This window comes from Escherichia sp. E4385, from assembly GCF_963883145.1.
In the GTDB taxonomy this organism is placed as follows: domain Bacteria; phylum Pseudomonadota; class Gammaproteobacteria; order Enterobacterales; family Enterobacteriaceae; genus Escherichia.
Genome location: NZ_CAWOOJ010000002.1, coordinates 225,401 through 249,548, shown reverse-complemented (window position 1 = coordinate 249,548; position 24,148 = coordinate 225,401). Strand labels below are relative to the sequence as shown.

The 24,148-nt window shown below is 53.2% G+C and carries 24 protein-coding genes; 18 read left to right on the top strand and 6 right to left on the bottom strand.

The genetic code is table 11. The annotated features are described in order from the left end of the window. Nucleotides 1-77: 77 nt before the first annotated feature. The 8 genes from holD (at nucleotide 78) to AACS80_RS03620 (ending at nucleotide 6,547) form a co-directional block, all read left to right on the top strand. Nucleotides 78-491: a DNA polymerase III subunit psi gene (gene holD / locus AACS80_RS03655; protein WP_135410918.1), complete on the top strand. Its 414-nt coding sequence runs from the start codon at nucleotides 78-80 to the stop codon at nucleotides 489-491. After that, on the top strand, nucleotides 460-906 hold the full coding sequence (rimI, locus tag AACS80_RS03650) for a ribosomal protein S18-alanine N-acetyltransferase (protein ID WP_135495090.1): 447 nt from the start codon (nucleotides 460-462) through the stop codon (nucleotides 904-906). Before holD ends, rimI begins: the two co-directional genes overlap by 32 nt. Before the next feature lie 14 nt (nucleotides 907-920). Next, nucleotides 921-1,598, top strand: coding sequence for a pyrimidine 5'-nucleotidase (yjjG, locus tag AACS80_RS03645; RefSeq protein ID WP_000870705.1), 678 nt, complete (start codon nucleotides 921-923; stop codon nucleotides 1,596-1,598). A 90-nt stretch (nucleotides 1,599-1,688) separates the two neighbouring features. After that, nucleotides 1,689-3,278, top strand: coding sequence for a peptide chain release factor 3 (gene prfC / locus AACS80_RS03640; RefSeq protein ID WP_000175943.1), 1,590 nt, complete (start codon nucleotides 1,689-1,691; stop codon nucleotides 3,276-3,278). A gap of 401 nt (nucleotides 3,279-3,679) precedes the next feature. Continuing rightward, nucleotides 3,680-4,285, top strand: coding sequence for a molecular chaperone OsmY (osmY, locus tag AACS80_RS03635; protein WP_130217540.1), 606 nt, complete (start codon nucleotides 3,680-3,682; stop codon nucleotides 4,283-4,285). 126 nt (nucleotides 4,286-4,411) lie between these two features. Beyond that, a complete protein-coding gene (locus AACS80_RS03630; RefSeq protein WP_000490275.1) occupies nucleotides 4,412-4,573 on the top strand; it encodes a DUF1328 domain-containing protein in 162 nt (53 codons plus the stop codon). 121 nt (nucleotides 4,574-4,694) lie between these two features. After that, nucleotides 4,695-5,768, top strand: coding sequence for a patatin-like phospholipase family protein (locus AACS80_RS03625; protein WP_130204772.1), 1,074 nt, complete (start codon nucleotides 4,695-4,697; stop codon nucleotides 5,766-5,768). Then, complete coding sequence (locus tag AACS80_RS03620) at nucleotides 5,765-6,547, top strand: metal-dependent hydrolase (protein WP_135410919.1); 783 nt, start codon at nucleotides 5,765-5,767, stop codon at nucleotides 6,545-6,547. The genes AACS80_RS03625 and AACS80_RS03620 overlap by 4 nt, the downstream gene beginning before the upstream one ends. Nucleotides 6,548-6,592: 45 nt before the next feature. On the opposite strand, the gene AACS80_RS03615 is transcribed toward AACS80_RS03620, so the two are convergent. Together AACS80_RS03615 and AACS80_RS03610 are read right to left on the bottom strand one after the other, a co-directional pair. Continuing rightward, nucleotides 6,593-7,456 carry a YjjW family glycine radical enzyme activase gene (locus tag AACS80_RS03615; RefSeq protein WP_130204776.1) on the bottom strand — a complete coding sequence of 288 codons (864 nt, stop codon included), beginning with the start codon at nucleotides 7,454-7,456 and terminating at the stop codon, nucleotides 6,593-6,595. Continuing rightward, nucleotides 7,428-8,978 carry a YjjI family glycine radical enzyme gene (locus tag AACS80_RS03610; protein WP_135410920.1) on the bottom strand — a complete coding sequence of 517 codons (1,551 nt, stop codon included), beginning with the start codon at nucleotides 8,976-8,978 and terminating at the stop codon, nucleotides 7,428-7,430. The genes AACS80_RS03615 and AACS80_RS03610 overlap by 29 nt, the downstream gene beginning before the upstream one ends. Before the next feature lie 257 nt (nucleotides 8,979-9,235). Here AACS80_RS03610 and deoC point away from each other — a divergent pair, with 257 nt between their 5' ends. The 4 genes from deoC to deoD all read left to right on the top strand — a co-directional run bounded on the left by deoC (nucleotide 9,236) and on the right by deoD (nucleotide 13,515). Continuing rightward, nucleotides 9,236-10,015 (top strand): deoxyribose-phosphate aldolase, encoded by a 780-nt coding sequence (gene deoC / locus AACS80_RS03605; RefSeq protein ID WP_088544469.1) that lies wholly within the window; start codon nucleotides 9,236-9,238, stop codon nucleotides 10,013-10,015. 126 nt (nucleotides 10,016-10,141) lie between these two features. Further along, nucleotides 10,142-11,464, top strand: coding sequence for a thymidine phosphorylase (gene deoA, locus AACS80_RS03600; protein ID WP_000477811.1), 1,323 nt, complete (start codon nucleotides 10,142-10,144; stop codon nucleotides 11,462-11,464). A 51-nt stretch (nucleotides 11,465-11,515) separates the two neighbouring features. After that, nucleotides 11,516-12,739, top strand: a complete 1,224-nt coding sequence (deoB, locus tag AACS80_RS03595; RefSeq protein WP_000816471.1) for a phosphopentomutase — start codon at nucleotides 11,516-11,518, stop codon at nucleotides 12,737-12,739. Between the two features lie 56 nt (nucleotides 12,740-12,795). Beyond that, nucleotides 12,796-13,515: a purine-nucleoside phosphorylase gene (gene deoD / locus AACS80_RS03590; RefSeq protein ID WP_000224878.1), complete on the top strand. Its 720-nt coding sequence runs from the start codon at nucleotides 12,796-12,798 to the stop codon at nucleotides 13,513-13,515. 160 nt (nucleotides 13,516-13,675) lie between these two features. Here deoD and AACS80_RS03585 read toward each other — a convergent pair whose 3' ends face one another. Genes AACS80_RS03585 through AACS80_RS03575 form a run of 3 tightly spaced genes read right to left on the bottom strand, consistent with a single transcriptional unit; the run spans nucleotide 13,676 to nucleotide 15,659 of the window. After that, the gene (locus AACS80_RS03585; RefSeq protein WP_130217528.1) at nucleotides 13,676-13,939 is read right to left on the bottom strand and encodes a helix-turn-helix domain-containing protein; all 264 of its coding nucleotides are present in this window, start codon (nucleotides 13,937-13,939) and stop codon (nucleotides 13,676-13,678) included. Nucleotides 13,940-13,970: 31 nt separating this feature from the next. Further along, the gene (gene lplA, locus AACS80_RS03580; protein WP_130221684.1) at nucleotides 13,971-14,987 is read right to left on the bottom strand and encodes a lipoate--protein ligase LplA; all 1,017 of its coding nucleotides are present in this window, start codon (nucleotides 14,985-14,987) and stop codon (nucleotides 13,971-13,973) included. A 27-nt stretch (nucleotides 14,988-15,014) separates the two neighbouring features. Beyond that, nucleotides 15,015-15,659: a YtjB family periplasmic protein gene (locus AACS80_RS03575; protein WP_130204786.1), complete on the bottom strand. Its 645-nt coding sequence runs from the start codon at nucleotides 15,657-15,659 to the stop codon at nucleotides 15,015-15,017. Nucleotides 15,660-15,764: 105 nt separating this feature from the next. Between AACS80_RS03575 and serB the strand changes: the two genes are divergently transcribed. The 5 genes from serB to nadS all read left to right on the top strand — a co-directional run bounded on the left by serB (nucleotide 15,765) and on the right by nadS (nucleotide 20,127). Further along, nucleotides 15,765-16,733, top strand: coding sequence for a phosphoserine phosphatase (gene serB, locus AACS80_RS03570; protein ID WP_130204788.1), 969 nt, complete (start codon nucleotides 15,765-15,767; stop codon nucleotides 16,731-16,733). Nucleotides 16,734-16,781: 48 nt separating this feature from the next. Beyond that, nucleotides 16,782-18,164, top strand: coding sequence for a DNA repair protein RadA (gene radA / locus AACS80_RS03565; protein WP_001029698.1), 1,383 nt, complete (start codon nucleotides 16,782-16,784; stop codon nucleotides 18,162-18,164). 20 nt (nucleotides 18,165-18,184) lie between these two features. Further along, entirely contained in the window at nucleotides 18,185-19,417 is a 1,233-nt protein-coding gene (gene nadR / locus AACS80_RS03560) for a multifunctional transcriptional regulator/nicotinamide-nucleotide adenylyltransferase/ribosylnicotinamide kinase NadR (protein WP_130204790.1), read from the top strand. 91 nt (nucleotides 19,418-19,508) lie between these two features. Continuing rightward, nucleotides 19,509-19,841 (top strand): type II toxin-antitoxin system RelE/ParE family toxin, encoded by a 333-nt coding sequence (locus AACS80_RS03555; protein WP_130259591.1) that lies wholly within the window; start codon nucleotides 19,509-19,511, stop codon nucleotides 19,839-19,841. Nucleotide 19,842: 1 nt separating this feature from the next. Further along, nucleotides 19,843-20,127 (top strand): NadS family protein, encoded by a 285-nt coding sequence (nadS, locus tag AACS80_RS03550; protein WP_135410921.1) that lies wholly within the window; start codon nucleotides 19,843-19,845, stop codon nucleotides 20,125-20,127. A gap of 56 nt (nucleotides 20,128-20,183) precedes the next feature. Here the strand turns inward: nadS and ettA are convergent, their stop codons facing one another. Further along, the gene (gene ettA, locus AACS80_RS03545; protein ID WP_000046754.1) at nucleotides 20,184-21,851 is read right to left on the bottom strand and encodes an energy-dependent translational throttle protein EttA; all 1,668 of its coding nucleotides are present in this window, start codon (nucleotides 21,849-21,851) and stop codon (nucleotides 20,184-20,186) included. Between the two features lie 335 nt (nucleotides 21,852-22,186). On the opposite strand from ettA, the gene sltY reads away from it, so the two are divergent. Next, nucleotides 22,187-24,124, top strand: coding sequence for a murein transglycosylase (gene sltY / locus AACS80_RS03540; protein WP_135410922.1), 1,938 nt, complete (start codon nucleotides 22,187-22,189; stop codon nucleotides 24,122-24,124). Nucleotides 24,125-24,148 lie beyond the last annotated feature (24 nt).

The window sequence follows — 24,148 nt, the reverse complement described above, 5'->3', positions numbered from 1 at the left end:
GGCGATTATAGCCATATGTTGGCGCGGTATCGACGAATTTGCTATATTTGCGCCCCTGACAACAGGAGCGATTCGCTATGACATCCCGACGAGACTGGCAGTTACAGCAACTGGGCATTACCCAGTGGTCGCTGCGTCGCCCTGGCGCGTTGCAGGGGGAGATTGCCATTACGATCCCGGCACACGTCCGTTTGGTGATGGTGGCAAACGATCTTCCCGCCCTGACCGATCCCCTGGTGAGCGACGTTCTGCGTGCATTAACCGTCAGCCCCGATCAAGTGCTGCAACTGACGCCAGATAGGATCGCGATGCTGCCGCAAGGCAGTCGCTGCAACAGCTGGCGGTTGGGTACTGACGAACCGCTATCACTGGAAGGCGCTCAGGTGGCATCACCGGCGCTCACCGAATTACGGGCAAACCCAACGGCACGCGCCGCATTATGGCAACAAATTTGCACATATGAACACGATTTCTTCCCTCGAAACGACTGATTTACCAGCGGCTTTCCACATTGAACAACGCGCCCACGCCTTTCCGTGGAGTGAAAAAACGTTTGCCAGCAATCAGGGCGAGCGCTATCTCAACTTTCAGTTAACGCAAAACGGCAAAATGGCGGCGTTTGCGATTACGCAAGTGGTGCTGGATGAAGCTACATTGTTCAATATTGCGGTCGATCCCGAGTATCAGCGTCAGGGGCTGGGAAGGGCGCTGCTGGAACATCTGATCGACGAACTGGAAAAACGCGGCGTGGCGACGCTCTGGCTGGAAGTCCGTGCCTCAAACGCTGCCGCCATTGCCCTGTACGAAAGTTTAGGCTTTAACGAGGCGACGATTCGCCGCAATTACTACCCCACCACGGACGGTCGCGAAGACGCCATCATCATGGCGTTGCCAATCAGTATGTAAGACAAGGTGGAATAATGAAGTGGGACTGGATTTTCTTTGATGCCGATGAAACGCTGTTTACCTTTGACTCATTCACCGGCTTGCAGCGGATGTTTCTTGATTACAGCGTCACCTTTACCGCTGAAGATTTTCAGGACTATCAGGCCGTTAACAAGCCACTCTGGGTGGATTATCAAAACGGCGCAATCACTTCATTACAGCTTCAGCACGGGCGTTTTGAAAGTTGGGCCGAACGGCTGAACGTCGAGCCGGGTAAACTCAACGATGCCTTCATTAATGCGATGGCAGAAATCTGCACGCCGCTGCCGGGCGCGGTTTCCCTGCTTAACGCCATTCGTGGCAACGCCAAAATCGGCATCATCACCAACGGTTTTAGCGCCTTGCAGCAAGTGCGTCTGGAACGCACGGGTTTGCGTGATTATTTCGATTTGCTGGTGATTTCCGAAGAAGTTGGCGTTGCCAAACCGAATAAGAAAATTTTCGATTATGCGCTGGAACAGGCGGGCAATCCTGACCGTTCACGCGTGCTGATGGTTGGCGACACTGCCGAGTCCGATATTCTCGGTGGCATCAACGCCGGGCTTGCGACCTGCTGGCTGAATGCGCACAATCGCGAGCAACCAGAAGGCATCGCGCCCACCTGGACCGTCTCTTCGTTGCACGAACTGGAGCAGCTCCTGTGTAAACACTGATTGCCTCCCCCCCGTTGATGGGTAAAATAGCCGCAATTTTTCGTTTTCAACAAGCGCGGCGCGATGCCGCTTACTCAAGAAGAAAGAATTATGACGTTGTCTCCTTATTTGCAAGAGGTGGCGAAGCGCCGCACTTTTGCCATTATTTCTCACCCGGACGCCGGTAAGACTACCATCACCGAGAAGGTGCTGCTGTTCGGACAGGCCATTCAGACCGCCGGTACGGTAAAAGGCCGTGGTTCTAACCAGCACGCCAAGTCGGACTGGATGGAAATGGAAAAGCAGCGTGGGATCTCCATTACTACGTCTGTGATGCAGTTTCCGTATCATGACTGCCTGGTTAACCTGCTCGACACCCCGGGGCACGAAGACTTCTCGGAAGATACCTATCGTACTCTGACCGCGGTGGACTGCTGCCTGATGGTTATCGACGCCGCAAAAGGTGTTGAAGATCGTACCCGTAAGCTGATGGAAGTTACCCGTCTGCGCGATACACCGATCCTCACCTTTATGAACAAACTTGACCGTGATATCCGCGACCCGATGGAGCTGCTCGATGAAGTTGAGAACGAGCTGAAAATCGGCTGTGCGCCGATCACCTGGCCGATCGGCTGCGGCAAGCTGTTTAAAGGCGTGTACCACCTTTATAAAGATGAAACCTATCTCTATCAGAGCGGTAAAGGCCACACCATTCAGGAAGTCCGCATTGTTAAAGGGCTGAATAACCCGGATCTCGACGCAGCAGTCGGTGAAGATCTGGCACAACAACTGCGTGACGAACTGGAACTGGTTAAAGGCGCGTCTAACGAGTTCGACAAAGAGCTGTTCCTTGCGGGCGAAATCACCCCGGTATTCTTCGGTACTGCGCTGGGTAACTTCGGCGTCGATCATATGCTGGATGGCCTGGTGGAGTGGGCGCCTGCGCCGATGCCGCGTCAGACCGATACCCGTACCGTAGAAGCGAGCGAAGATAAATTTACCGGCTTCGTATTTAAAATTCAGGCCAACATGGACCCGAAACACCGCGATCGCGTGGCGTTTATGCGTGTGGTGTCCGGTAAATATGAAAAAGGCATGAAACTGCGCCAGGTGCGCACCGCGAAAGATGTGGTGATCTCCGACGCGCTGACCTTTATGGCGGGCGACCGTTCGCACGTTGAAGAAGCGTATCCGGGCGACATCCTTGGTCTGCACAACCATGGCACTATTCAGATCGGCGACACCTTTACCCAGGGTGAGATGATGAAGTTCACCGGTATTCCGAACTTCGCGCCAGAACTGTTCCGTCGCATCCGCCTGAAAGATCCGCTGAAGCAAAAACAGCTGCTCAAAGGGCTGGTACAGCTTTCCGAAGAGGGCGCGGTGCAGGTGTTCCGTCCGATCTCCAACAACGATCTGATCGTTGGTGCGGTTGGTGTGCTGCAGTTTGATGTGGTGGTATCGCGCCTGAAGAGCGAATACAACGTCGAAGCGGTGTATGAGTCAGTCAACGTCGCCACCGCCCGCTGGGTAGAATGCGCGGATGCGAAGAAATTCGAAGAGTTCAAGCGTAAGAACGAAAGCCAACTGGCGCTGGATGGCGGCGACAACCTCGCTTACATCGCTACCAGCATGGTCAACCTGCGCCTGGCGCAGGAGCGTTACCCGGACGTTCAGTTCCACCAGACCCGCGAGCATTAATTCTTGCCTCCAGGGCGCGGTAACCGCCGCGCCCTGTCAATTTCCCTTCCTTATTAGCCGCTTGCGGAATGTTCTTAAAACATTCGCTTTTGCTTATGTTTGCGCATTTTTTAGTCGATACGGCGAGCGGTTTCAAAATTGTGATCTATATTTAACAAAGTGATGACATTTTTGACGGCTTTAAATACCGATCAATACGTAGATATCAGTATTTAAAACCGTTAACTGTCATCCGATTGATATTAATAACTGATTCAGAGGCTGTAATGGTCGTTATTCATCACTCATCGCTTTTGTGATGGCGACCATTGACTTCTGTACAGGGTGAAGTCTCTCCCTTTCAGCAATGCAACCTCGTGTTGCCTGGCTCAAATTACGAGCAAACATACAGGAATAAATCGATGACTATGACAAGACTGAAGATTTCGAAAACTCTGCTGGCTGTAATGTTGACCTCTGCCGTCGCGACCGGCTCTGCTTTTGCGGAAAACAGCGCGCAGACAACCAATGAAAGCGCAGGGCAAAAAGTCGATAGCTCTATGAATAAAGTCGGTAATTTCATGGATGACAGCGCCATCACCGCGAAAGTGAAGGCGGCCCTGGTGGATCATGACAACATCAAGAGCACTGATATCTCTGTCAAAACCGATCAAAAAGTGGTGACCCTGAGTGGTTTCGTTGAAAGCCAGGCCCAGGCCGAAGAGGCTGTGAAAGTGGCGAAAGGCGTTGAAGGCGTGACCTCTGTCAGCGACAAACTGCACGTTCGCGACGCTAAAGAAGGTTCTGTGAAGGGCTATGCGGGTGACACCGCCACCACCAGTGAAATCAAAGCCAAACTGCTGGCGGATGACATCGTCCCTTCCCGTCATGTGAAAGTTGAAACCACCGACGGCGTGGTTCAGCTCTCCGGTACCGTCGATTCCCAGGCACAAAGCGACCGTGCTGAAAGTATCGCCAAAGCGGTAGATGGTGTGAAAAGCGTTAAAAATGATCTGAAAACTAAGTAATTCGTCGTAATTCGTTCTCCTGAACTTTGTCGGGAGGCGCGATGTGCACCACACTAAAAATATCGCATTGAGTGATTTTCACGCTCATATCAAGCGGTGACATTAACTATGGTAAAGGAGACGCTTATGTTTCGTTGGGGCATCATATTTCTGGTTATCGCGTTAATCGCCGCCGCACTTGGGTTTGGTGGTCTGGCCGGTACCGCTGCAGGCGCAGCTAAAATTGTCTTTGTCGTCGGGATTATTCTGTTCCTGGTGAGTTTGTTTATGGGCCGAAAACGACCCTAGATTTCAAACTATTAAGAAAATTTTATACAAGGCCAGTCCAGCGGACTGGCTTTTGCGGTTTTAGCGAATAATAAATTGCGTTACTTTGTCAGTCTTTCACAACAAAAACAGGAAGGCAGAGGTGGGGCAGCGAATACCTGTAACGCTTGGTAATATTGCGCCGTTGTCGCTAAGGCCGTTCCAGCCTGGACGAATTGCTCTGGTGTGCGAAGGCGGCGGGCAGCGTGGAATTTTCACGGCTGGTGTGCTGGATGAGTTTATGCGCGCGCAGTTTAATCCTTTCGATCTTTATCTCGGCACATCTGCCGGGGCGCAGAACCTTTCGGCATATATCTGCAATCAGCCCGGTTACGCGCGCAAAGTCATCATGCGCTATACCACAAAACGCGAATTTTTCGATCCAGTGCGCTTTGTACGTGGAGGAAATCTTATCGATCTCGACTGGCTGGTGGAGGCCACCGCAAGCCAGATGCCGTTGCAAATGGACACCGCCGCGCGGCTGTTTGACAGCGGTAAATCCTTTTATATGTGTGCCTGTCGTCAGGATGACTACGCGCCGAATTACTTTTTACCAACCAAACAAAACTGGCTGGATGTGATTCGCGCCTCCAGTGCGATACCTGGTTTTTATCGTAGCGGAGTGTCGCTGGAAGGCATTAACTACCTGGATGGTGGGATCAGTGATGCGATTCCTGTTAAAGAGGCGGCAAGGCAGGGAGCAAAAACGTTGGTCGTCATCCGCACCGTGCCGTCACAAATGTACTACACGCCGCAGTGGTTCAAGCGCATGGAACGCTGGCTGGGTGACAGTAGCCTGCAGCCGCTGGTCAATCTGGTGCAGCATCATGAAACCAGCTATCGTGACATTCAGCAGTTTATTGAGAAACCACCGGGCAAGCTGCGGATATTCGAAATTTATCCGCCGAAGCCATTGCATAGTATTGCGCTCGGTAGTCGGCTTCCGGCACTGCGCGAAGACTATAAACTTGGGCGTTTATGCGGTCGTTATTTCCTCGCCACGGTTGGCAAGCTATTAACTGAAAAAGCGCCGCTTACCCGCCATCTGGTGCCAGTGGTGACGCCGGAATCGATAGTCATTCCGCCTGCGCCAGTCGCCAACGATACGCTGGTTGCCGAAGTGAGCGACGCTCCGCAGGCGAACGACCCGACATTTAACAATGAGGATCTGGCTTGATTTGCCGTTTTATCGACACCCACTGCCATTTTGATTTCCCGCCGTTTAGCGGCGATGAAGAGGCCAGCCTGCAACGCGCGGCACAAGCGGGCGTAGGCAAGATTATTGTTCCGGCAACCGAGGCGGCAAATTTTACCCGCGTGTTGGCGCTGGCGGAAAATTATCAGCCACTGTATGCCGCATTGGGCTTGCATCCTGGTATGTTGGAAAAACATAACGATGTGTCTCTTGATCAGCTACAGCAGGCGCTGGAAAGGCGTCCGGCGAAGGTGGTGGCGGTGGGGGAGATCGGCCTGGATCTCTTTGGCGACGATCCGCAATTTGAGAGGCAGCAGTGGTTGCTCGACGAACAACTGAAACTGGCGAAACGCTACGCTCTGCCGGTGATCCTTCATTCACGGCGCACGCACGACAAACTGGCGATGCATCTTAAGCGTCACGATTTGCCGTGCACTGGCGTGGTTCACGGTTTTTCCGGCAGCTTGCAGCAGGCCGAACGGTTTGTACAGCTGGGCTACAAAATTGGCGTAGGCGGTACTATCACCTATCCACGCGCCAGTAAAACCCGCGATGTCATCGCAAGATTACCGCTGGCATCGTTGTTGCTGGAAACCGACGCGCCGGATATGCCGCTCAACGGTTTTCAGGGGCAGCCTAACCACCCGGAGCAGGCTGCCCGTGTGTTTGCTGTGCTTTGCGAGTTACGCCCGGAACCTGCGGATGAGATTGCCGAAGTGTTGCTTAATAACACGTATGCGGTGTTTAACGTATGTGGGTAGTTTGTCTTTCGTGTCGGATAAGGCGTTCACGCCGCATCCGGCATGTCACAAATACAGCGCCGGAAATATCAACCGGCTCACCCCGCGCTCCCGTAACGCATCAGCCAACGGCTCAACGTCTTCCGGCGTGGCGCTCGCCCAGCTTTGCGCCTCGCCATACACGCCGTGGGCATGAAACGCGTTCAGGCGAACCGGAACATCGCCAAGTCCCTTGATAAACGCCGCCAGCTCATCGATGTGTTGCAAATAATCCACCTGGCCAGGGATTACCAGCAAACGCAGTTCCGCCAGCTTGCCGCGCTCTGCCAGCAAACAGATGCTGCGCTTAATCTGCTGATTATCGCGTCCGGTTAGCTGTTGATGGCACGCGCTCCCCCACGCTTTGAGATCGAGCATCGCGCCGTCGCAAACCGGGAGTAATTTTTCCCAGCCGGTTTCGCTCAACATACCGTTACTGTCCACCAGACAGGTGAGGTGGCGCAGTTGCGGATCATTTTTGATAGCAGTAAACAGCGCCACCACAAACGGCAGCTGGGTCGTGGCTTCGCCGCCGCTCACCGTTATCCCTTCAATAAACAGCACCGCTTTGCGGACATGGCTAAGCACCTCATCCACGCTCATGGATTGCGCCATTGGCGTGGCATGCTGCGGACACATCTTCAGGCAGGTATCACATTGCTCGCAGACCATAGCGTTCCACAGCACTTTGCCGTCAACAATCTGCAACGCCTGATGCGGACACTGTGGCACGCACTCTCCGCAATCATTACAGCGCCCCATCGTCCACGGATTGTGACAATTTTTGCAGCGCAGATTGCAGCCCTGCAAAAACAGAGCCAGACGACTGCCTGGCCCGTCAACGCAGGAGAAGGGGATAATCTTACTGACTAAAGCGCATCTGCTGTTCATGGCTTATCACGCGCGGCTGGCGTTCCAGAATACGAGTGTTACGTGCGGCCTCTTCGCCCAGCCAGGTGGTGTTGGTGCGTGAACCTTCGGCGCGATATTTTTCTAAATCCGACAAACGCACCATATAACCGGTAACGCGAACCAGATCGTTACCGCTGACATTGGCGGTAAACTCACGCATTCCGGCTTTAAAGGCACCGAGGCAAAGCTGTACCAGCGCCTGCGGATTACGTTTGATGGTTTCATCGAGCGTCAGAATGTCGCTGATGCCGGAATAATAATAAGCATGATGCGGGGCGACAGTTTGCAGATGGGTGATCGGATCTGGCTCATCGCCATACGGCAAGCGTGCGCCCGGCGTGGTGCCGATATCAGAACTGATCCCCGACTGTGCGTGCAACATGGCGCGTTTTTGCCAGCCATATTTCACAGGGGTATTGGCGACAAACTCCGCCAGTTGCGCGCTGATGCGATAACCCACTTCATTTGCAGCGGTTTCTTTACCGTAGCGCGCGGCAATCCCTTCTTTCTCGCACAGCAAGTTAACCGCTTCCGCCAGCCCATACATGCCAAACATTGGCACAAAACGTTCAGGGTTAATCAGCTCTTCTTTCACCAGGAAGCTATTCTCAAAGAAGTGTGATTGTTGATAGAGGAATTCACACCGCGCATCGATGATGGCGATCTGCTGTTGGCAGTAGTGCGGTAGAGTGCGCGTAAAGAAGTCTTCCAGCGATTCACTGCGCTCGGCAATGGCTTTCAGGTTAAGGCGCACCAGCGTGCTGCCACCCCCCGCCAGCGGCAGTGAGTTGTAACAGCTCACAATCCCGTAGCCCCCTTTTGTGAAAATTTTATCATGCACCGGGCCGTTGGCGATGTGCGGTTTGCTACATTCACAGATGTTTTTCGCCACTTCCAGCAGCAGGTCATCAGGGGTAATTTCAGGATCGTAGATAAAGGTCAGGTTCGGTGAAACCTGCTTCAGCTCTGCATCTGCGCGTAAAATCGCTCGGGTAATGGGCGAATCAGACGGGCCGATATTGGCATGCATAAAGGCGTCTGGCAGGGTTCTGTCGAGGTAACGCCAGAAACGTTTTATTCGAATGTCGATCTCGTCTTGTGTTAGAATTCTAACATACGGTTGCAACAACGCATCCAGCTGCCCCAGGTAGACCGGCATCGATGTGACCGAAGGGACATGATGATAAAGAATGGTCAACAGAGAGAGCGCGTCATCAAGATCTTTCGCGCCTTCCAGCTCCAGCCATTCGGAACCGTTCGCCAGAAAACGGGCGTAATCGGGTAAGACATAGCGCGGTTTGTACGGCGCATGACCTTCAAACATATCGCAGATTACGCCTTCATCCAGCGCGCGGCGGGCTTCGGCAGGCAGCTGCGGATAAGGCAGATTGTTTTCTGCTTCAAGCGCCAGAAAATGGCGTTTCTGCTCCGGACTAAGCACCGGGCTTGTGACAATTTGCTGGCAACGTTGTTGCAGTGCAATCTCGTGAGAAGTGGGCATCTTCTTTTCCTTTTATGCCAAAGGTGATGCGCCATTGTAAGAAGTTTCGTGATGTTCACTTTGATCCTGATGCGTTTGTCACCACCGGTGCATTCATTTGAAAGTGAATTATTTGAACCAGATCGCATTACCGTAATGCAAATTTGTAAGTAGATTTTCTTAATTGTGATGTATATCGAAGTGTGTTGCGGAGTCGATGTTAGAATACTAACAAACTCGCAAGGTGAATTTTATTGGCGACAAGCCAGGAGAATGAAATGACTGATCTGAAAACAAGCAGCCTGCGTGCACTGAAATTGATGGACCTGACCACCCTGAATGACGACGACACCGACGAGAAAGTGATCGCCCTGTGTCATCAGGCCAAAACTCCGGTCGGCAATACCGCTGCTATCTGTATCTATCCTCGCTTTATCCCGATTGCTCGCAAAACGCTGAAAGAGCAGGGCACCCCGGAAATCCGTATTGCTACGGTAACCAACTTCCCACACGGTAATGATGACATTGAAATTGCGCTGGCAGAAACCCGTGCGGCAATCGCCTACGGTGCTGATGAAGTTGACGTGGTGTTCCCGTACCGTGCGCTGATGGCGGGCAACGAGCAAGTTGGTTTTGATCTGGTGAAAGCCTGTAAAGAGGCTTGCGCGGCAGCGAATGTACTGCTGAAAGTGATCATCGAAACCGGCGAACTGAAAGACGAAGCGCTGATCCGCAAAGCGTCTGAAATCTCCATCAAAGCGGGTGCCGACTTCATCAAAACCTCTACCGGTAAAGTGGCAGTGAACGCGACGCCGGAAAGCGCGCGCATCATGATGGAAGTGATCCGTGATATGGGCGTAGAGAAAACCGTTGGTTTCAAACCGGCGGGTGGCGTGCGTACTGCGGAAGATGCGCAGAAATATCTCGCCATCGCAGATGAGCTGTTCGGTGCTGACTGGGCAGATGCGCGTCACTACCGCTTTGGCGCTTCCAGCCTGCTGGCAAGCCTGCTGAAAGCGCTGGGCCACGGCGACGGTAAGAGCGCCAGCAGCTACTAAGTAAGATGCTTTGCGCCTGATGCGCTGCACTTATCAGGCCTACGAGACGTATCTACCCGTAGGCCGGATAAGGCGTAGACGCATCCGGCAAAAGCCGCCTCATACTCTTTTCCACGGGAGGTTACCTTGTTTCTCGCACAAGAAATTATTCGTAAAAAACGTGATGGTCATGCGCTGAGCGATGAAGAAATTCGTTTCTTTATCAACGGCATTCGCGACAACACTATCTCCGAAGGGCAGATTGCCGCTCTCGCGATGACCATTTTCTTCCACGATATGACGATGCCGGAGCGTGTCTCGCTGACCATGGCGATGCGAGATTCAGGAACCGTTCTCGACTGGAAAAGCCTGCATCTGAATGGCCCGATTGTTGATAAACATTCCACCGGTGGCGTCGGCGATGTCACTTCGTTGATGTTAGGGCCAATGGTCGCAGCCTGCGGCGGTTACATTCCGATGATCTCCGGTCGCGGCCTCGGTCATACTGGCGGCACGCTCGACAAACTGGAATCCATCCCTGGCTTCGACATCTTCCCGGATGACAACCGTTTCCGCGAAATCATTAAAGACGTCGGTGTGGCGATTATCGGTCAGACCAGCTCACTGGCTCCGGCGGATAAACGTTTCTACGCGACCCGCGATATTACCGCAACCGTGGATTCCATCCCGCTGATCACCGCCTCGATCCTGGCGAAGAAACTGGCGGAAGGTCTGGACGCGCTGGTGATGGACGTGAAAGTGGGTAGCGGCGCGTTTATGCCAACCTACGAACTCTCTGAAGCCCTTGCCGAAGCGATTGTTGGCGTGGCTAACGGCGCTGGCGTGCGCACCACCGCGCTGCTCACCGATATGAATCAGGTGCTGGCCTCCAGTGCAGGTAATGCGGTTGAAGTACGTGAAGCGGTGCAGTTCCTGACGGGTGAGTATCGTAACCCGCGTCTGTTTGATGTCACGATGGCGCTGTGCGTGGAGATGCTTATCTCCGGTAAACTGGCGAAAGATGACGCCGAAGCGCGCGCAAAATTGCAGGCGGTGCTGGACAACGGTAAAGCGGCAGAAGTCTTTGGTCGTATGGTGGCAGCACAAAAAGGCCCGACCGACTTCGTTGAGAACTACGCGAAGTATCTGCCGACAGCGATGCTGACGAAAGCAGTCTATGCTGATACCGAAGGTTTTGTCAGTGAAATGGATACCCGTGCGCTGGGAATGGCAGTGGTTGCGATGGGCGGCGGTCGCCGTCAGGCATCTGACACCATCGATTACAGCGTCGGCTTTACTGATATGGCGCGTCTGGGCGACCAGGTAGACGGTCAGCGTCCGCTGGCGGTTATCCACGCGAAAGACGAGAACAGCTGGCAGGAAGCGGCGAAAGCGGTGAAAGCGGCAATTAAACTTGCCGATAAAGCACCGGAAAGCACACCAACTGTCTATCGTCGTATCAGCGAATAACGGTATACTGATCTGATCATTTAAATTTGAAGCACTGAGTACGGAGAACATATGAAACGTGCATTTATTATGGTGCTGGACTCATTCGGCATCGGCGCTACAGAAGATGCAGAACGCTTTGGTGACGTCGGGGCTGACACCCTGGGTCATATCGCAGAAGCCTGTGCCAAAGGCGAAGCTGATAACGGTCGTAAAGGCCCGCTCAATCTGCCAAATCTGACCCGTCTGGGGCTGGCGAAAGCACATGAAGGTTCTACCGGTTTCATTCCGGCAGGAATGGACGGCAACGCTGAAGTTATCGGCGCGTACGCATGGGCGCACGAAATGTCATCCGGTAAAGATACCCCGTCCGGTCACTGGGAAATCGCCGGTGTCCCGGTTCTGTTTGAGTGGGGATACTTCTCCGATCACGAAAACAGCTTCCCGCAAGAGCTGCTGGATAAACTGGTTGAACGCGCTAACCTGCCAGGTTACCTCGGTAACTGCCACTCTTCCGGTACGGTCATCCTGGATCAACTGGGCGAAGAGCACATGAAAACCGGCAAGCCGATTTTCTATACCTCCGCTGACTCTGTGTTCCAGATTGCCTGCCATGAAGAAACTTTCGGTCTGGATAAACTCTACGAACTGTGTGAAATCGCCCGTGAAGAGCTGACCAACGGCGGCTACAACATCGGTCGTGTTATCGCTCGTCCGTTTATCGGCGACAAAGCCGGTAACTTCCAGCGTACCGGTAACCGTCACGACCTGGCTGTTGAGCCGCCAGCACCGACCGTGCTGCAGAAACTGGTTGATGAAAAACACGGCCAGGTGGTTTCGGTCGGTAAAATTGCAGACATCTACGCCAACTGCGGTATCACCAAAAAAGTGAAAGCGACTGGCCTGGACGCGCTGTTTGACGCCACCATTAAAGAGATGAAGGAAGCGGGTGATAACACCATCGTCTTCACCAACTTCGTTGACTTCGACTCTTCCTGGGGCCACCGTCGCGATGTCGCAGGCTATGCTGCGGGTCTGGAACTGTTCGACCGCCGTCTGCCGGAGCTGATGTCTTTGCTGCGCGATGACGACATCCTGATCCTCACCGCTGACCACGGTTGTGATCCGACCTGGACCGGTACTGACCACACGCGTGAACACATTCCGGTACTGGTTTACGGCCCGAAAGTAAAACCGGGTTCGCTGGGTCACCGCGAAACCTTCGCGGATATCGGCCAGACTCTGGCAAAATATTTTGGTACTTCTGATATGGAATATGGCAAAGCCATGTTCTGATGGATTTGGGCGGAGCGTTGACTCCGCCTTTGTTATGTCACAAAAAGGATAAAACGATGGCTACCCCACACATTAATGCAGAAATGGGCGATTTCGCTGACGTAGTTTTGATGCCTGGCGACCCGCTGCGTGCGAAGTATATTGCTGAAACTTTCCTTGAAGATGCCCGTGAAGTGAACAACGTTCGCGGTATGCTGGGCTTCACCGGTACTTACAAAGGCCGCAAAATTTCCGTAATGGGTCACGGTATGGGTATCCCGTCCTGCTCCATCTACACCAAAGAACTGATCACCGATTTCGGCGTGAAGAAAATTATCCGCGTAGGTTCCTGTGGCGCTGTTCTGCCGCACGTAAAACTGCGTGACGTCGTTATCGGTATGGGGGCCTGCACCGATTCCAAAGTTAACCGCATCCGTTTTAAAGATCATGACTTCGCGGCTATCGCTGACTTCGACATGGTGCGTAACGCAGTAGATGCAGCTAAAGCCCTGGGCGTTGATGCGCGCGTTGGTAACCTGTTCTCCGCTGACCTGTTCTACTCTCCGGACGGCGAAATGTTCGACGTGATGGAAAAATACGGCATCCTCGGCGTAGAAATGGAAGCGGCTGGTATCTACGGCGTGGCTGCAGAGTTTGGTGCGAAAGCACTGGCTATCTGCACCGTGTCTGACCATATCCGTACTCACGAGCAGACCACTGCTGAAGAGCGTCAGACCACCTTCAACGACATGATCAAAATCGCACTGGAATCCGTTCTGCTGGGCGATAAAGAGTAATTGTGTTTCGCTGAAAGGCGATTGTCGTGTTAAGCCGGAGCGGGAGACTGCTCCGGCTTTTTAGTATCTATTCATCAATAGCAACTGATTTATAGATTTACTATTATTTTTCATATGGATAGGAAATCAAATCCATTCAAGTATCTATTCACGAATCTATTCATTTATGTTCAACCGTCATCCAGTAAGGGCATATCAGCAACTCTGGCGGACAACCATAAATTCCTGCCATTTTGCTTTTGATATTTGAGCTAAGCCGTTCCGTCTTTTCGATCCGTTTTAGAGAATTAATCGAGATACCTAACATTTTACTTACTTCAGCAAGCGATAATTTATGCCTGATACGCACGGCGGCTAGCCAGGATATACCCTGGCTGAACATTAAATTGATAATCTCCCGTTCCTGGTTCTCCAGATCGATCATATTTCCTTCCCTGGATATTTTAATGAGCGAGTTACCGTACCGCCCCCGCTATCCACGCCGACAACTCCCGTAGCTCTTTTTCCTGTTCAGGGAAGTCGACCAGCAGCGCTTCGCACTCCTGTTGCAGCATATCCGCGCGGTAAAGACAGCCTTGCAGCCGTCCGGCGAGAGCTTCCAGCGGCGCGGGGTTAAGGCTGTCGGTAAACACCTGGGCGCGGGTGATATGGCCTTTTTCAACGTCGAAATGCAGTTCTACGCCGCCCCAGGTAAAGCGTTCGTCCAGCAGATGCGAGAACGCCGGAGCCTGACCGAAGTTCCACTCCCAGCTACTCTGGCGGGCAAAGGTTTCGGCGAAGTTCGGCAAGTCTGGCGTTTTGTCCGGGGAGATTATTTCCGCTTCTGTGCGCTCGCCATAATGGGCGAAAAAGGCCTCGGTTATGGCCTCGCAAACCTGCTCATGGGTAATTCCCGGTAGCAGCTCGGTCAGATTGGTCACGCGGGAACGTACTGAAGTAATGCCTTTCGCCGCCAGTTTCTTTTTATCCGGATTGAGATAGTTTGCCAGGCGGCTGAGGTCGGCATTGAGCAGCAAGGTGCCATGGTGGAAACCGCGATCCTTGGTTTCGCGATAGGCCGAGCCTGAGACTTTGCGGTCACCTTCGGCGGTTTTCACCACCAGATCGTTGCGCCCGGAAGCTTCTGCGGTGACGCCGAGCGCGTTCAGCGCATTAAGCACAATCTCCGTGGAGATGGTTTTATCGTATTCCGGCTTGCCAGCCATAAACGTAAAACAGGTATTGCCGAGATCGTGGAACACCGCGCCGCCACCGCTGCTGCGCCGTGCCAGGCGGACGTTATCTTCTTCCATCCGTCGGGTATTACACTCTTTCCACGGGTTTTGCGCACGACCAATCACTACCGTGTCGGCATTGCGCCAGAGAAACAGAACGCGCTGCGTGGCGGGCATCTGGCGAAAAATACACTCTTCCACCGCCAGGTTAAACCACGGATCGTAAGAGTCAGAGATGAGCAGGCGTAATGTGGACATAACGATTTCCTTTCTTGTAGTAATGGGTCACTCTTTTTTCTCGCTTTCTTCCTCTTCCGGTACCGGTTTGCTGGCGGTTAACAGGAAGGGCGATTGCTGCCAGCGGGTACGTTTACCCTGCAACAGTGTGCGAGTCAGCACCACGCCGATTGCCAGCGAGAGCAGCAACATCAGGCGTAGAATATTGGTGGTGTTATCCACCTGTTTGGCTTCGGTGGCGAGCGTATGGGTATCGAGCGTGAGGCGCAGATAGCCGAGCGGTCCATTTTTCCCCTTAATCGGTTCGACAATCTGCTGGTTAAAATAGCCACCTGCTTTTTTACCGTCGAGCGCCAGTCGGTCGCGCACCTCGACGCTTTCGCCTGCGCGGGCGATAAGATCGCCTTGTTCGTCATACACACCCGCGTCGAGGATGCGACTTTCGTCCGTCAACTGATCGAGGATCGCCCGAATGCGTTTTTCATCAGGTGAGTTGGTACGCATCAGCGGCGCAACGTTCAGGGTTACCTGATGCGCCAGGGTACGGGCCAGTTCTTCCAGCTGTGGATTACGCTGTCGCTGGTGGTTTTGACTAAACCATGATGCTCCCTGCATTAGTGCGACTAACAACGCGAGACAGAACAGGACAATCACTGCCCGATGCAGCCGGAATTTTAGTTTTGTGCGAGCCATATTCCACCCGTTGAAAATTTGAGACTTAATGTTGCCAGAAGCAATGGATACAAGGTAGCCTCATGCGTTATTTTCCCTGCTTCGAACGATTTTACAGGAGCCTTAATGCCTAACATTACCTGGTGCGACCTGCCTGAAGATGTCTCTTTATGGCCGGGTCTGCCTCTTTCATTAAGTGGTGATGAAGTGATGCCACTGGATTACCACGCAGGTCGTAGCGGCTGGCTGCTGTATGGTCGTGGGCTGGATAAACAACGTCTGACCCAATACCAGAGCAAACTGGGCGCGGCAATGGTGATTGTTGCCGCCTGGTGCGTGGAAGATTATCAGGTGATTCGTCTGGCAGGTTCACTCACCGCCCGGGCTACGCGCCTGGCCCACGAGGCGCAGCTGGATGTCGCGCCGCTGGGGAAAATCCCGCACCTGCGCACGCCGGGTCTGCTGGTGATGGACATGGACTCCACCGCCATCCAGATAGAATGTATTGATGAAATTGCCAAACTGGCTGGAACGGGCGAGATGGTGGCGGAAGTGACCGAACGGGCGATGCGCGGCGAACTCGATTTTACCGCTAGCCTGCGTAGCCGCGTGGCGACGCTGAAAGGCGCTGACGCCAATATTCTGCAACAGGTGCGTGAAAATCTGCCGCTGATGCCAGGCTTAACGCAACTGGTGCTGAAGCTAGAAACGCTGGGCTGGAAAGTGGCGATTGCCTCCGGCGGCTTTACCTTCTTTGCTGAATACCTGCGCGACAAGCTGCGATTAACCGCCGTGGTCGCCAATGAACTGGAGATCATGGACGGTAAATTTACCGGCAATGTGATCGGCGACATTGTGGACGCGCAGTACAAAGCGAAAACCCTGACCCGGCTGGCGCAGGAGTATGATATTCCGCTGGCGCAAACCGTGGCGATTGGCGATGGTGCCAACGACCTGCCGATGATCAAAGCGGCAGGGCTGGGGATTGCCTACCATGCCAAGCCAAAAGTGAATGAAAAGACGGAAGTCACCATCCGTCACGCTGACTTGATGGGGGTATTCTGCATCCTCTCTGGCAGCCTGAATCAGAAGTAATTGCCCGCCCGTCATCCTGCGGGCGGCACAGCATTAACGAGGTACACCGTGGCAAAAGCTCCAAAACGCGCCTTTGTTTGTAATGAATGCGGGGCCGATTATCCGCGCTGGCAGGGGCAGTGCAGCGCCTGTCATGCCTGGAACACCATCACCGAGGTGCGTCTTGCTGCGTCGCCAACGGTGGCGCGTAACGAGCGTCTGAGTGGCTATGCCGGTAGCGCCGGAGTGGCTAAAGTCCAGAAACTCTCCGATATCAGCCTTGAAGAGCTGCCGCGTTTTTCCACCGGATTTAAAGAGTTCGACCGCGTATTAGGCGGCGGCGTTGTGCCGGGAAGCGCCATTCTGATTGGCGGTAACCCAGGTGCCGGGAAATCCACGCTGCTACTGCAAACGCTGTGCAAACTGGCGCAGCAGATGAAAACGCTGTATGTCACTGGCGAAGAGTCGCTGCAACAGGTGGCAATGCGCGCTCATCGCCTTGGCCTGCCGACCGACAATCTCAATATGTTGTCGGAAACCAGCATCGAGCAGATCTGCCTGATTGCCGAAGAAGAGCAACCGAAGCTGATGGTAATTGACTCGATCCAGGTGATGCATATGGCGGATGTTCAGTCATCGCCAGGCAGCGTGGCGCAGGTGCGTGAAACAGCGGCTTATCTGACGCGCTTCGCCAAAACACGCGGTGTGGCGATTGTCATGGTCGGTCACGTAACCAAAGATGGTTCACTGGCTGGCCCTAAAGTGCTGGAACACTGTATCGACTGTTCGGTGCTTCTGGACGGCGATGCCGACTCCCGTTTTCGCACCTTGCGCAGCCATAAAAACCGCTTCGGCGCGGTGAATGAGCTGGGCGTATTTGCGATGACCGAACAGGGGCTGCGTGAAGTCAGCAACCCTTCAGCCATCTTTTTAAGCCGTGGCGATGAAGTGACCTCTGGTAGTTCAGTGATGGTGGTATGGGAAGGAACGCGTCCACTGCTGGTGGAGATTCAGGCGCTGGTCGATCACTCGATGATGGCGAATCCACGCCGCGTGGCAGTAGGGCTGGAACAAAACCGTCTGGCGATCCTGTTGGCGGTGCTGCACCGTCACGGCGGCCTGCAAATGGCCGATCAGGATGTGTTTGTGAACGTGGTCGGCGGCGTGAAGGTAACCGAAACCAGCGCCGACTTAGCGTTACTGCTGGCGATGGTTTCCAGTCTGCGTGACAGACCGCTACCGCAGGATCTGGTGGTATTTGGTGAAGTCGGGCTGGCAGGGGAGATCCGCCCGGTGCCCAGCGGCCAGGAACGAATCTCGGAAGCGGCGAAACACGGTTTTCGGCGGGCGATTGTTCCGGCGGCTAACGTACCGAAAAAAGCGCCGGAAGGGATGCAGATTTTTGGCGTTAAAAAACTCTCCGACGCGCTTAGCGTGTTTGACGACTTATAATGAGAGATACGGAGGGAGATATGTCGTCATTTGATTACCTGAAAACTGCCATCAAGCAACAGGGCTGCACGCTACAGCAGGTAGCTGATGCCAGCGGTATGACCAAAGGGTATTTAAGCCAGTTACTGAATGCCAAAATCAAAAGCCCCAGCGCGCAAAAGCTGGAGGCGTTGCACCGTTTTTTGGGGCTTGAGTTTCCACGGCAGAAGAAAACGATCGGCGTTGTATTCGGTAAGTTCTACCCACTGCATACCGGACATATCTACCTTATCCAGCGCGCCTGTAGCCAGGTTGACGAGCTGCATATCATTATGGGCTTTGACGATACCCGTGACCGCGCGTTGTTCGAAGACAGTGCCATGTCGCAGCAGCCGACCGTGCCGGATCGTCTGCGCTGGTTATTGCAAACCTTTAAGTATCAAAAAAACATTCGTATTCATGCCTTTAACGAAGAGGGCATGGAGCCGTATCCGCACGGCTGGGATGTGTGGAGTAACGGCATCAAAAAGTTTATGGCTGAAAAGGGGATCCAGCCGGATCTGATCTACACCTCGGAAGAAGCCGACGCGCCGCAGTATATGGAACATCTGGGGATCGAAACAGTGCTGGTCGATCCGAAACGCACCTTTATGAGTATCAGCGGTGCGCAGATCCGCGAAAACCCGTTCCGCTACTGGGAATATATTCCTACCGAAGTGAAGCCGTTTTTTGTGCGCACCGTGGCGATCCTCGGTGGTGAATCGAGCGGTAAATCCACCTTGGTAAACAAACTCGCCAATATCTTCAACACCACCAGTGCGTGGGAGTTTGGTCGTGATTATGTCTTTTCGCATCTCGGCGGCGATGAGATCGCATTGCAGTATTCCGACTACGATAAAATCGCGCTGGGACACGCACAATATATTGATTTTGCAGTAAAATATGCCAATAAAGTGGCGTTTATCGACACTGATTTTGTGACTACTCAGGCGTTCTGCAAAAAGTACGAAGGACGCGAGCATCCGTTCGTGCAGGCGCTGATCGATGAATACCGTTTTGATCTGGTGATCCTGCTGGAGAACAACACTCCGTGGGTGGCGGATGGTTTACGCAGCCTCGGTAGTTCGGTGGATCGCAAAGAGTTCCAGAACTTGCTGGTGGAGATGCTGGAAGAGAACAATATCGAATTCGTGCGGGTTGAAGAGGACGATTACGACAGCCGTTTCCTGCGCTGCGTGGAGCTGGTGCGGGAGATGATGGGGGAGCAGGGATAATCATCTTTATAAGATGTTGAGTGTGATTACTGATTCAAAAGTGTACTTAGTACTCCATTTTGGTGTACAATGTACCTGCCAGGGAGGGGTAATGGGCAAGGCGATAATATTTATAGAGACGCCAATGTTTACGCGTCAGATCAAGCAGATTGCAACCGATGATGAATTAAAGGAATTACAAAAAGAACTCATCGGAACTCCCGATAAAGGTGATCTCATTCAGCAGACTGGTGGATTGCGTAAAGTCCGAATGGCTGCGGGTTCACAGGGAAAAAGTAGCAGTGTCAGAATAATTTACTTTCTGGCGACGGAAGAGATTATTTATTTGATTATGGCCTATCCAAAAAATGCCAAAGACAGTCTGACAGATACGGAAAAAGCTCAACTAAAGAAGTTGACGAAACTGCTCAAAGGCGAGGTATAAAATGAGTTTTTTTGATGAGTTGAAAACCTCTCTGGAAGAGGCTGTCGAGATTAAACAAGGTTTAAAAGAACCTGCACGGGGGACCCGCTACGAAATTGCGGATGTTAAAGCTATTCGTGAGCAACTCAACGTTTCGCAAAGTGAGATGGCAAAAGCTCTGGGAACCAGTGTGGACACCATTAAAAGCTGGGAATCGAAGCGAAGAAATCCAACGGGATTGGCAGCCAAAGTACTTGCCACAATTAAAGAAAATCCTGCCTTTTTCCGGGAACTTGCCTCCCATTAATCATTTAACTAATACCGGATGCGATGCTGGTGCGCCCGCATCCGGCATTTTACGCATTACTTAGCAATACGCTTGTACTTGATACGCTTCGGCTCCAGCGCGTCTGCGCCCAGCGTGCGTTTCTTGTACTCTTCGTACTCGGTAAAGTTACCTTCGAAGAACTCAACTTTACCCTCATCCTGGTAATCCAGAATGTGCGTGGCGATACGGTCGAGGAACCAACGGTCGTGCGAGATAACCATCGCGCAGCCCGGGAACTCCAGCAGGGCGTTTTCCAGCGCGCGCAGGGTTTCGATATCCAGGTCGTTGGTTGGTTCGTCGAGCAGCAGCATGTTGCCGCCAACCTGCAGCAGCTTCGCCAGATGCAGACGACCGCGCTCACCACCGGAAAGTTCGCCAACGCGTTTACCCTGATCAACCCCTTTAAAGTTAAAGCGGCCAACGTAGGCACGGCTTGGCATCTCGGTGTTGCCGATCTTCATGATATCCAGCCCGCCGGAAACTTCTTCCCAAACGGTTTTGCTGTTATCCATTGAGTCACGGAACTGATCAACAGACGCCAGTTTCACCGTTTCACCTAAAGTGATGGTGCCGCTGTCCGGCTGTTCCTGACCGGAGATCATACGGAACAGGGTCGATTTACCCGCGCCGTTCGGACCGATGATTCCGACGATTGCCCCTTTCGGGATCGAGAAGCTCAGGGAGTCAATCAGCAGGCGATCGCCGTAGGATTTACGCAGGTTGCTGACTTCCAGCACTTTATCGCCCAGACGCGGTCCAGGTGGAATAAACAGTTCGTTGGTTTCGTTACGTTTCTGATATTCGGTGCTGTTCAGCTCTTCAAAGCGTGCCAGACGTGCTTTACCTTTCGACTGACGGCCTTTAGTACCCTGACGTACCCACTCCAGCTCTTTCTCGATCGACTTACGACGCGCCGCTTCTTGAGAAGCTTCCTGCGCCAGACGCTGATCTTTTTGCTCCAGCCAGGAGGAGTAGTTGCCTTCCCACGGAATACCTTCACCGCGGTCCAGTTCGAGGATCCAGCCCGCAACGTTATCGAGGAAGTAACGGTCGTGGGTAATCGCCACTACGGTGCCTTCGAAGTCGTGCAGGAAGCGTTCCAGCCAGGCCACGGATTCGGCATCCAGGTGGTTGGTTGGTTCGTCGAGCAGCAGCATGTCTGGTTTTTCCAGCAGCAGGCGGCACAACGCCACGCGACGACGCTCACCACCGGAGAGGTTAGCGATTTTCGCGTCCCAGTCCGGCAGACGCAGCGCATCCGCCGCACGCTCCAGCTGTACGTTCAGGTTATGACCGTCGTGAGCCTGAATGATCTCTTCCAGACGGCCCTGTTCAGCGGCCAGTTTGTCAAAATCGGCATCCGGATCGGCATACAGCGCGTACACTTCATCCAGACGTTTCAGGGCGTTAACCACTTCAGAAACGGCTTCTTCAATGGATTCACGCACGGTGTGTTCCGGGTTCAGCTGCGGCTCTTGCGGCAGGTAACCAATCTTGATGTCTGGCTGCGGACGCGCTTCACCTTCGATGTCTTTATCAATGCCCGCCATAATGCGCAGCAGGGTGGACTTACCCGCGCCGTTCAGACCCAGGACACCAATTTTTGCCCCAGGGAAGAAACTCAGAGAGATGTTTTTCAAAATATGACGTTTCGGCGGAACAACTTTGCCGACACGATGCATGGTATAAACGAATTGAGCCACGTTGGACTTCGCCTCTATGTTTATCGTGATGATGAGTTTTCAAAGGCGAAGTGTAGCCTGTTTCCTTATCTAATCCCAGCCGGTCGATCACCCTCGCAGTATACTCGTCATACTTCAAGTTGCATGTGCTGCGCTTACGCTCGCTCACCCCAGTCACTTACTTCTGTAAGCTCCTGGGGACTCACTCACTTATCGCCTTCCTGCAACTCGAATTATTTAGAGTATAAAAGTAAAAAAGTGTCCGTAACGTGGCGTAAACGGCAATGACTGGTTAGCATAAATCTATTACGCGGCATGACGCTGCATTGATGTATTTACACTTAGAGGATGCGCTTGTGGAAAAAGCCAAACAAGTTACCTGGCGGCTGTTGGCTGCCGGTGTCTGTCTGCTGACGGTCAGCAGCGTGGCGCGAGCCGACTCACTGGATGAGCAGCGTAGTCGTTACGCGCAAATCAAGCAGGCCTGGGATAACCGACAAATGGATGTGGTCGAACAAATGATGCCATCCCTGAAGGATTACCCGTTATACCCCTACCTGGAATATCGCCAGATCACCGATGACCTGATGAATCAACCGGCGGTGACGGTCACTAATTTTGTTCGCGCTAACCCTACGCTTCCTCCCGCTCGCACGCTGCAATCTCGTTTCGTCAATGAACTGGCGCGGCGTGAAGACTGGCGTGGCTTGTTAGCCTTTAGCCCGGAAAAGCCAGGCACAACCGAAGCCCAGTGTAATTACTACTATGCAAAATGGAACACCGGGCAGAGTGAAGAAGCCTGGCAGGGGGCGAAAGAGCTGTGGCTAACCGGAAAGAGCCAGCCTAACGCTTGTGACAAGTTATTTAGCGTCTGGCGAGCGTCCGGCAAACAAGAACCCCTGGCGTATTTAGAGCGTATCCGCCTTGCGATGAAAGCAGGCAATACCGGGCTGGTGACGGTGCTGGCAGGGCAAATGCCTGCCGATTACCAGACTATTGCTTCGGCAATCATTTCGCTGGCGAATGATCCTAATACTGTGCTGACCTTCGCGCGTTCCACCGGCGCGACCGATTTTACCCGTCAGATGGCGGCGGTGGCATTTGCCAGCGTGGCGCGTCAGGATGCTGAAAACGCACGACTGATGATCCCTTCACTTGCCCAGGCACAGCAGCTTAATGAAGATCAGATTCAGGAGCTGCGTGATATCGTCGCCTGGCGTCTGATGGGCAACGATGTTACCGACGAACAGGCGAAATGGCGTGATGACGCGATTATGCGTTCGCAATCCACGTCGTTAATTGAACGCCGCGTGCGGATGGCGCTTGGCACTGGCGATCGTCGTGGTCTGAATACCTGGCTGGCGCGTCTGCCAATAGAGGCGAAAGATAAAGATGAATGGCGTTACTGGCAGGCGGATATACTGCTGGAACGCGGGCGTGAAGCTGAAGCAAAAGAGATTTTGCATCAACTCATGCAACAGCGTGGATTTTACCCGATGGTCGCTGCGCAACGTATTGGCGAAGAGTATCAACTAAAGATTGATAAAGCGCCGCAGAACGTTGACAGCGCCCTGATCCAGGGGCCGGAGATGGCGCGCGTGCGCGAGTTGATGTACTGGAATATGGATAACACCGCACGTAGCGAGTGGGCCAATCTGGTGAAGAGCAAGTCAAAAACAGAGCAGGCGCAATTGGCACGCTATGCCTTTAATAATCACTGGTGGGATCTCAGTGTTCAGGCGACGATCGCCGGGAAATTGTGGGATCATCTGGAAGAACGATTCCCCCTGGCCTACAACGATCTCTTCGAACGTTACACCAACGGCAAAGATATCCCACAAAGCTATGCAATGGCGATTGCCCGTCAGGAGAGCGCTTGGAATCCGAAAGTGAAATCACCGGTAGGAGCCAGCGGCCTGATGCAGATTATGCCCGGTACGGCGACTCAGACGGTGAAGATGTTCTCTATTCCTGGTTATAGCAGTCCTGGGCAATTGCTGGATCCGGAAACGAACATCAACATTGGCACCAGTTACCTGCAATATGTTTATCAGCAATTTGGCAATAACCGCATTTTCTCCTCGGCAGCTTATAACGCCGGTCCAGGGCGGGTGCGCACGTGGCTTGGTAACAGCGCCGGGCGTATCGACGCAGTGGCGTTTGTCGAGAGTATTCCGTTCTCCGAGACGCGCGGTTATGTGAAAAATGTGCTGGCTTATGACGCGTACTATCGCTATTTCATGGGCGATAAGCCCACGCTTTTGAGCGCTACGGAATGGGGACGTCGTTACTGATTTGAACCTTTATGATATGCTATC

What these genes read in the sequence shown, in the direction of transcription:
- nadS (WP_135410921.1), top strand. Translation starts at nt 19,843, where the DNA reads ATGAGTTTTTTTGATGAGTTGAAAACCTCTCTGGAAGAGGCTGTCGAG.
- deoD (WP_000224878.1), top strand. Translation starts at nt 12,796, where the DNA reads ATGGCTACCCCACACATTAATGCAGAAATGGGCGATTTCGCTGACGTA.
- AACS80_RS03585 (WP_130217528.1), bottom strand. Translation starts at nt 13,939, where the DNA reads ATGATCGATCTGGAGAACCAGGAACGGGAGATTATCAATTTAATGTTC.
- AACS80_RS03630 (WP_000490275.1), top strand. Translation starts at nt 4,412, where the DNA reads ATGTTTCGTTGGGGCATCATATTTCTGGTTATCGCGTTAATCGCCGCC.
- deoB (WP_000816471.1), top strand. Translation starts at nt 11,516, where the DNA reads ATGAAACGTGCATTTATTATGGTGCTGGACTCATTCGGCATCGGCGCT.
- AACS80_RS03555 (WP_130259591.1), top strand. Translation starts at nt 19,509, where the DNA reads ATGGGCAAGGCGATAATATTTATAGAGACGCCAATGTTTACGCGTCAG.
- AACS80_RS03610 (WP_135410920.1), bottom strand. Translation starts at nt 8,978, where the DNA reads ATGCCCACTTCTCACGAGATTGCACTGCAACAACGTTGCCAGCAAATT.
- holD (WP_135410918.1), top strand. Translation starts at nt 78, where the DNA reads ATGACATCCCGACGAGACTGGCAGTTACAGCAACTGGGCATTACCCAG.
- yjjG (WP_000870705.1), top strand. Translation starts at nt 921, where the DNA reads ATGAAGTGGGACTGGATTTTCTTTGATGCCGATGAAACGCTGTTTACC.
- serB (WP_130204788.1), top strand. Translation starts at nt 15,765, where the DNA reads ATGCCTAACATTACCTGGTGCGACCTGCCTGAAGATGTCTCTTTATGG.
- nadR (WP_130204790.1), top strand. Translation starts at nt 18,185, where the DNA reads ATGTCGTCATTTGATTACCTGAAAACTGCCATCAAGCAACAGGGCTGC.
- lplA (WP_130221684.1), bottom strand. Translation starts at nt 14,987, where the DNA reads ATGTCCACATTACGCCTGCTCATCTCTGACTCTTACGATCCGTGGTTT.
- prfC (WP_000175943.1), top strand. Translation starts at nt 1,689, where the DNA reads ATGACGTTGTCTCCTTATTTGCAAGAGGTGGCGAAGCGCCGCACTTTT.
- AACS80_RS03575 (WP_130204786.1), bottom strand. Translation starts at nt 15,659, where the DNA reads ATGGCTCGCACAAAACTAAAATTCCGGCTGCATCGGGCAGTGATTGTC.
- AACS80_RS03615 (WP_130204776.1), bottom strand. Translation starts at nt 7,456, where the DNA reads ATGAACAGCAGATGCGCTTTAGTCAGTAAGATTATCCCCTTCTCCTGC.
- rimI (WP_135495090.1), top strand. Translation starts at nt 460, where the DNA reads ATGAACACGATTTCTTCCCTCGAAACGACTGATTTACCAGCGGCTTTC.
- osmY (WP_130217540.1), top strand. Translation starts at nt 3,680, where the DNA reads ATGACTATGACAAGACTGAAGATTTCGAAAACTCTGCTGGCTGTAATG.
- deoC (WP_088544469.1), top strand. Translation starts at nt 9,236, where the DNA reads ATGACTGATCTGAAAACAAGCAGCCTGCGTGCACTGAAATTGATGGAC.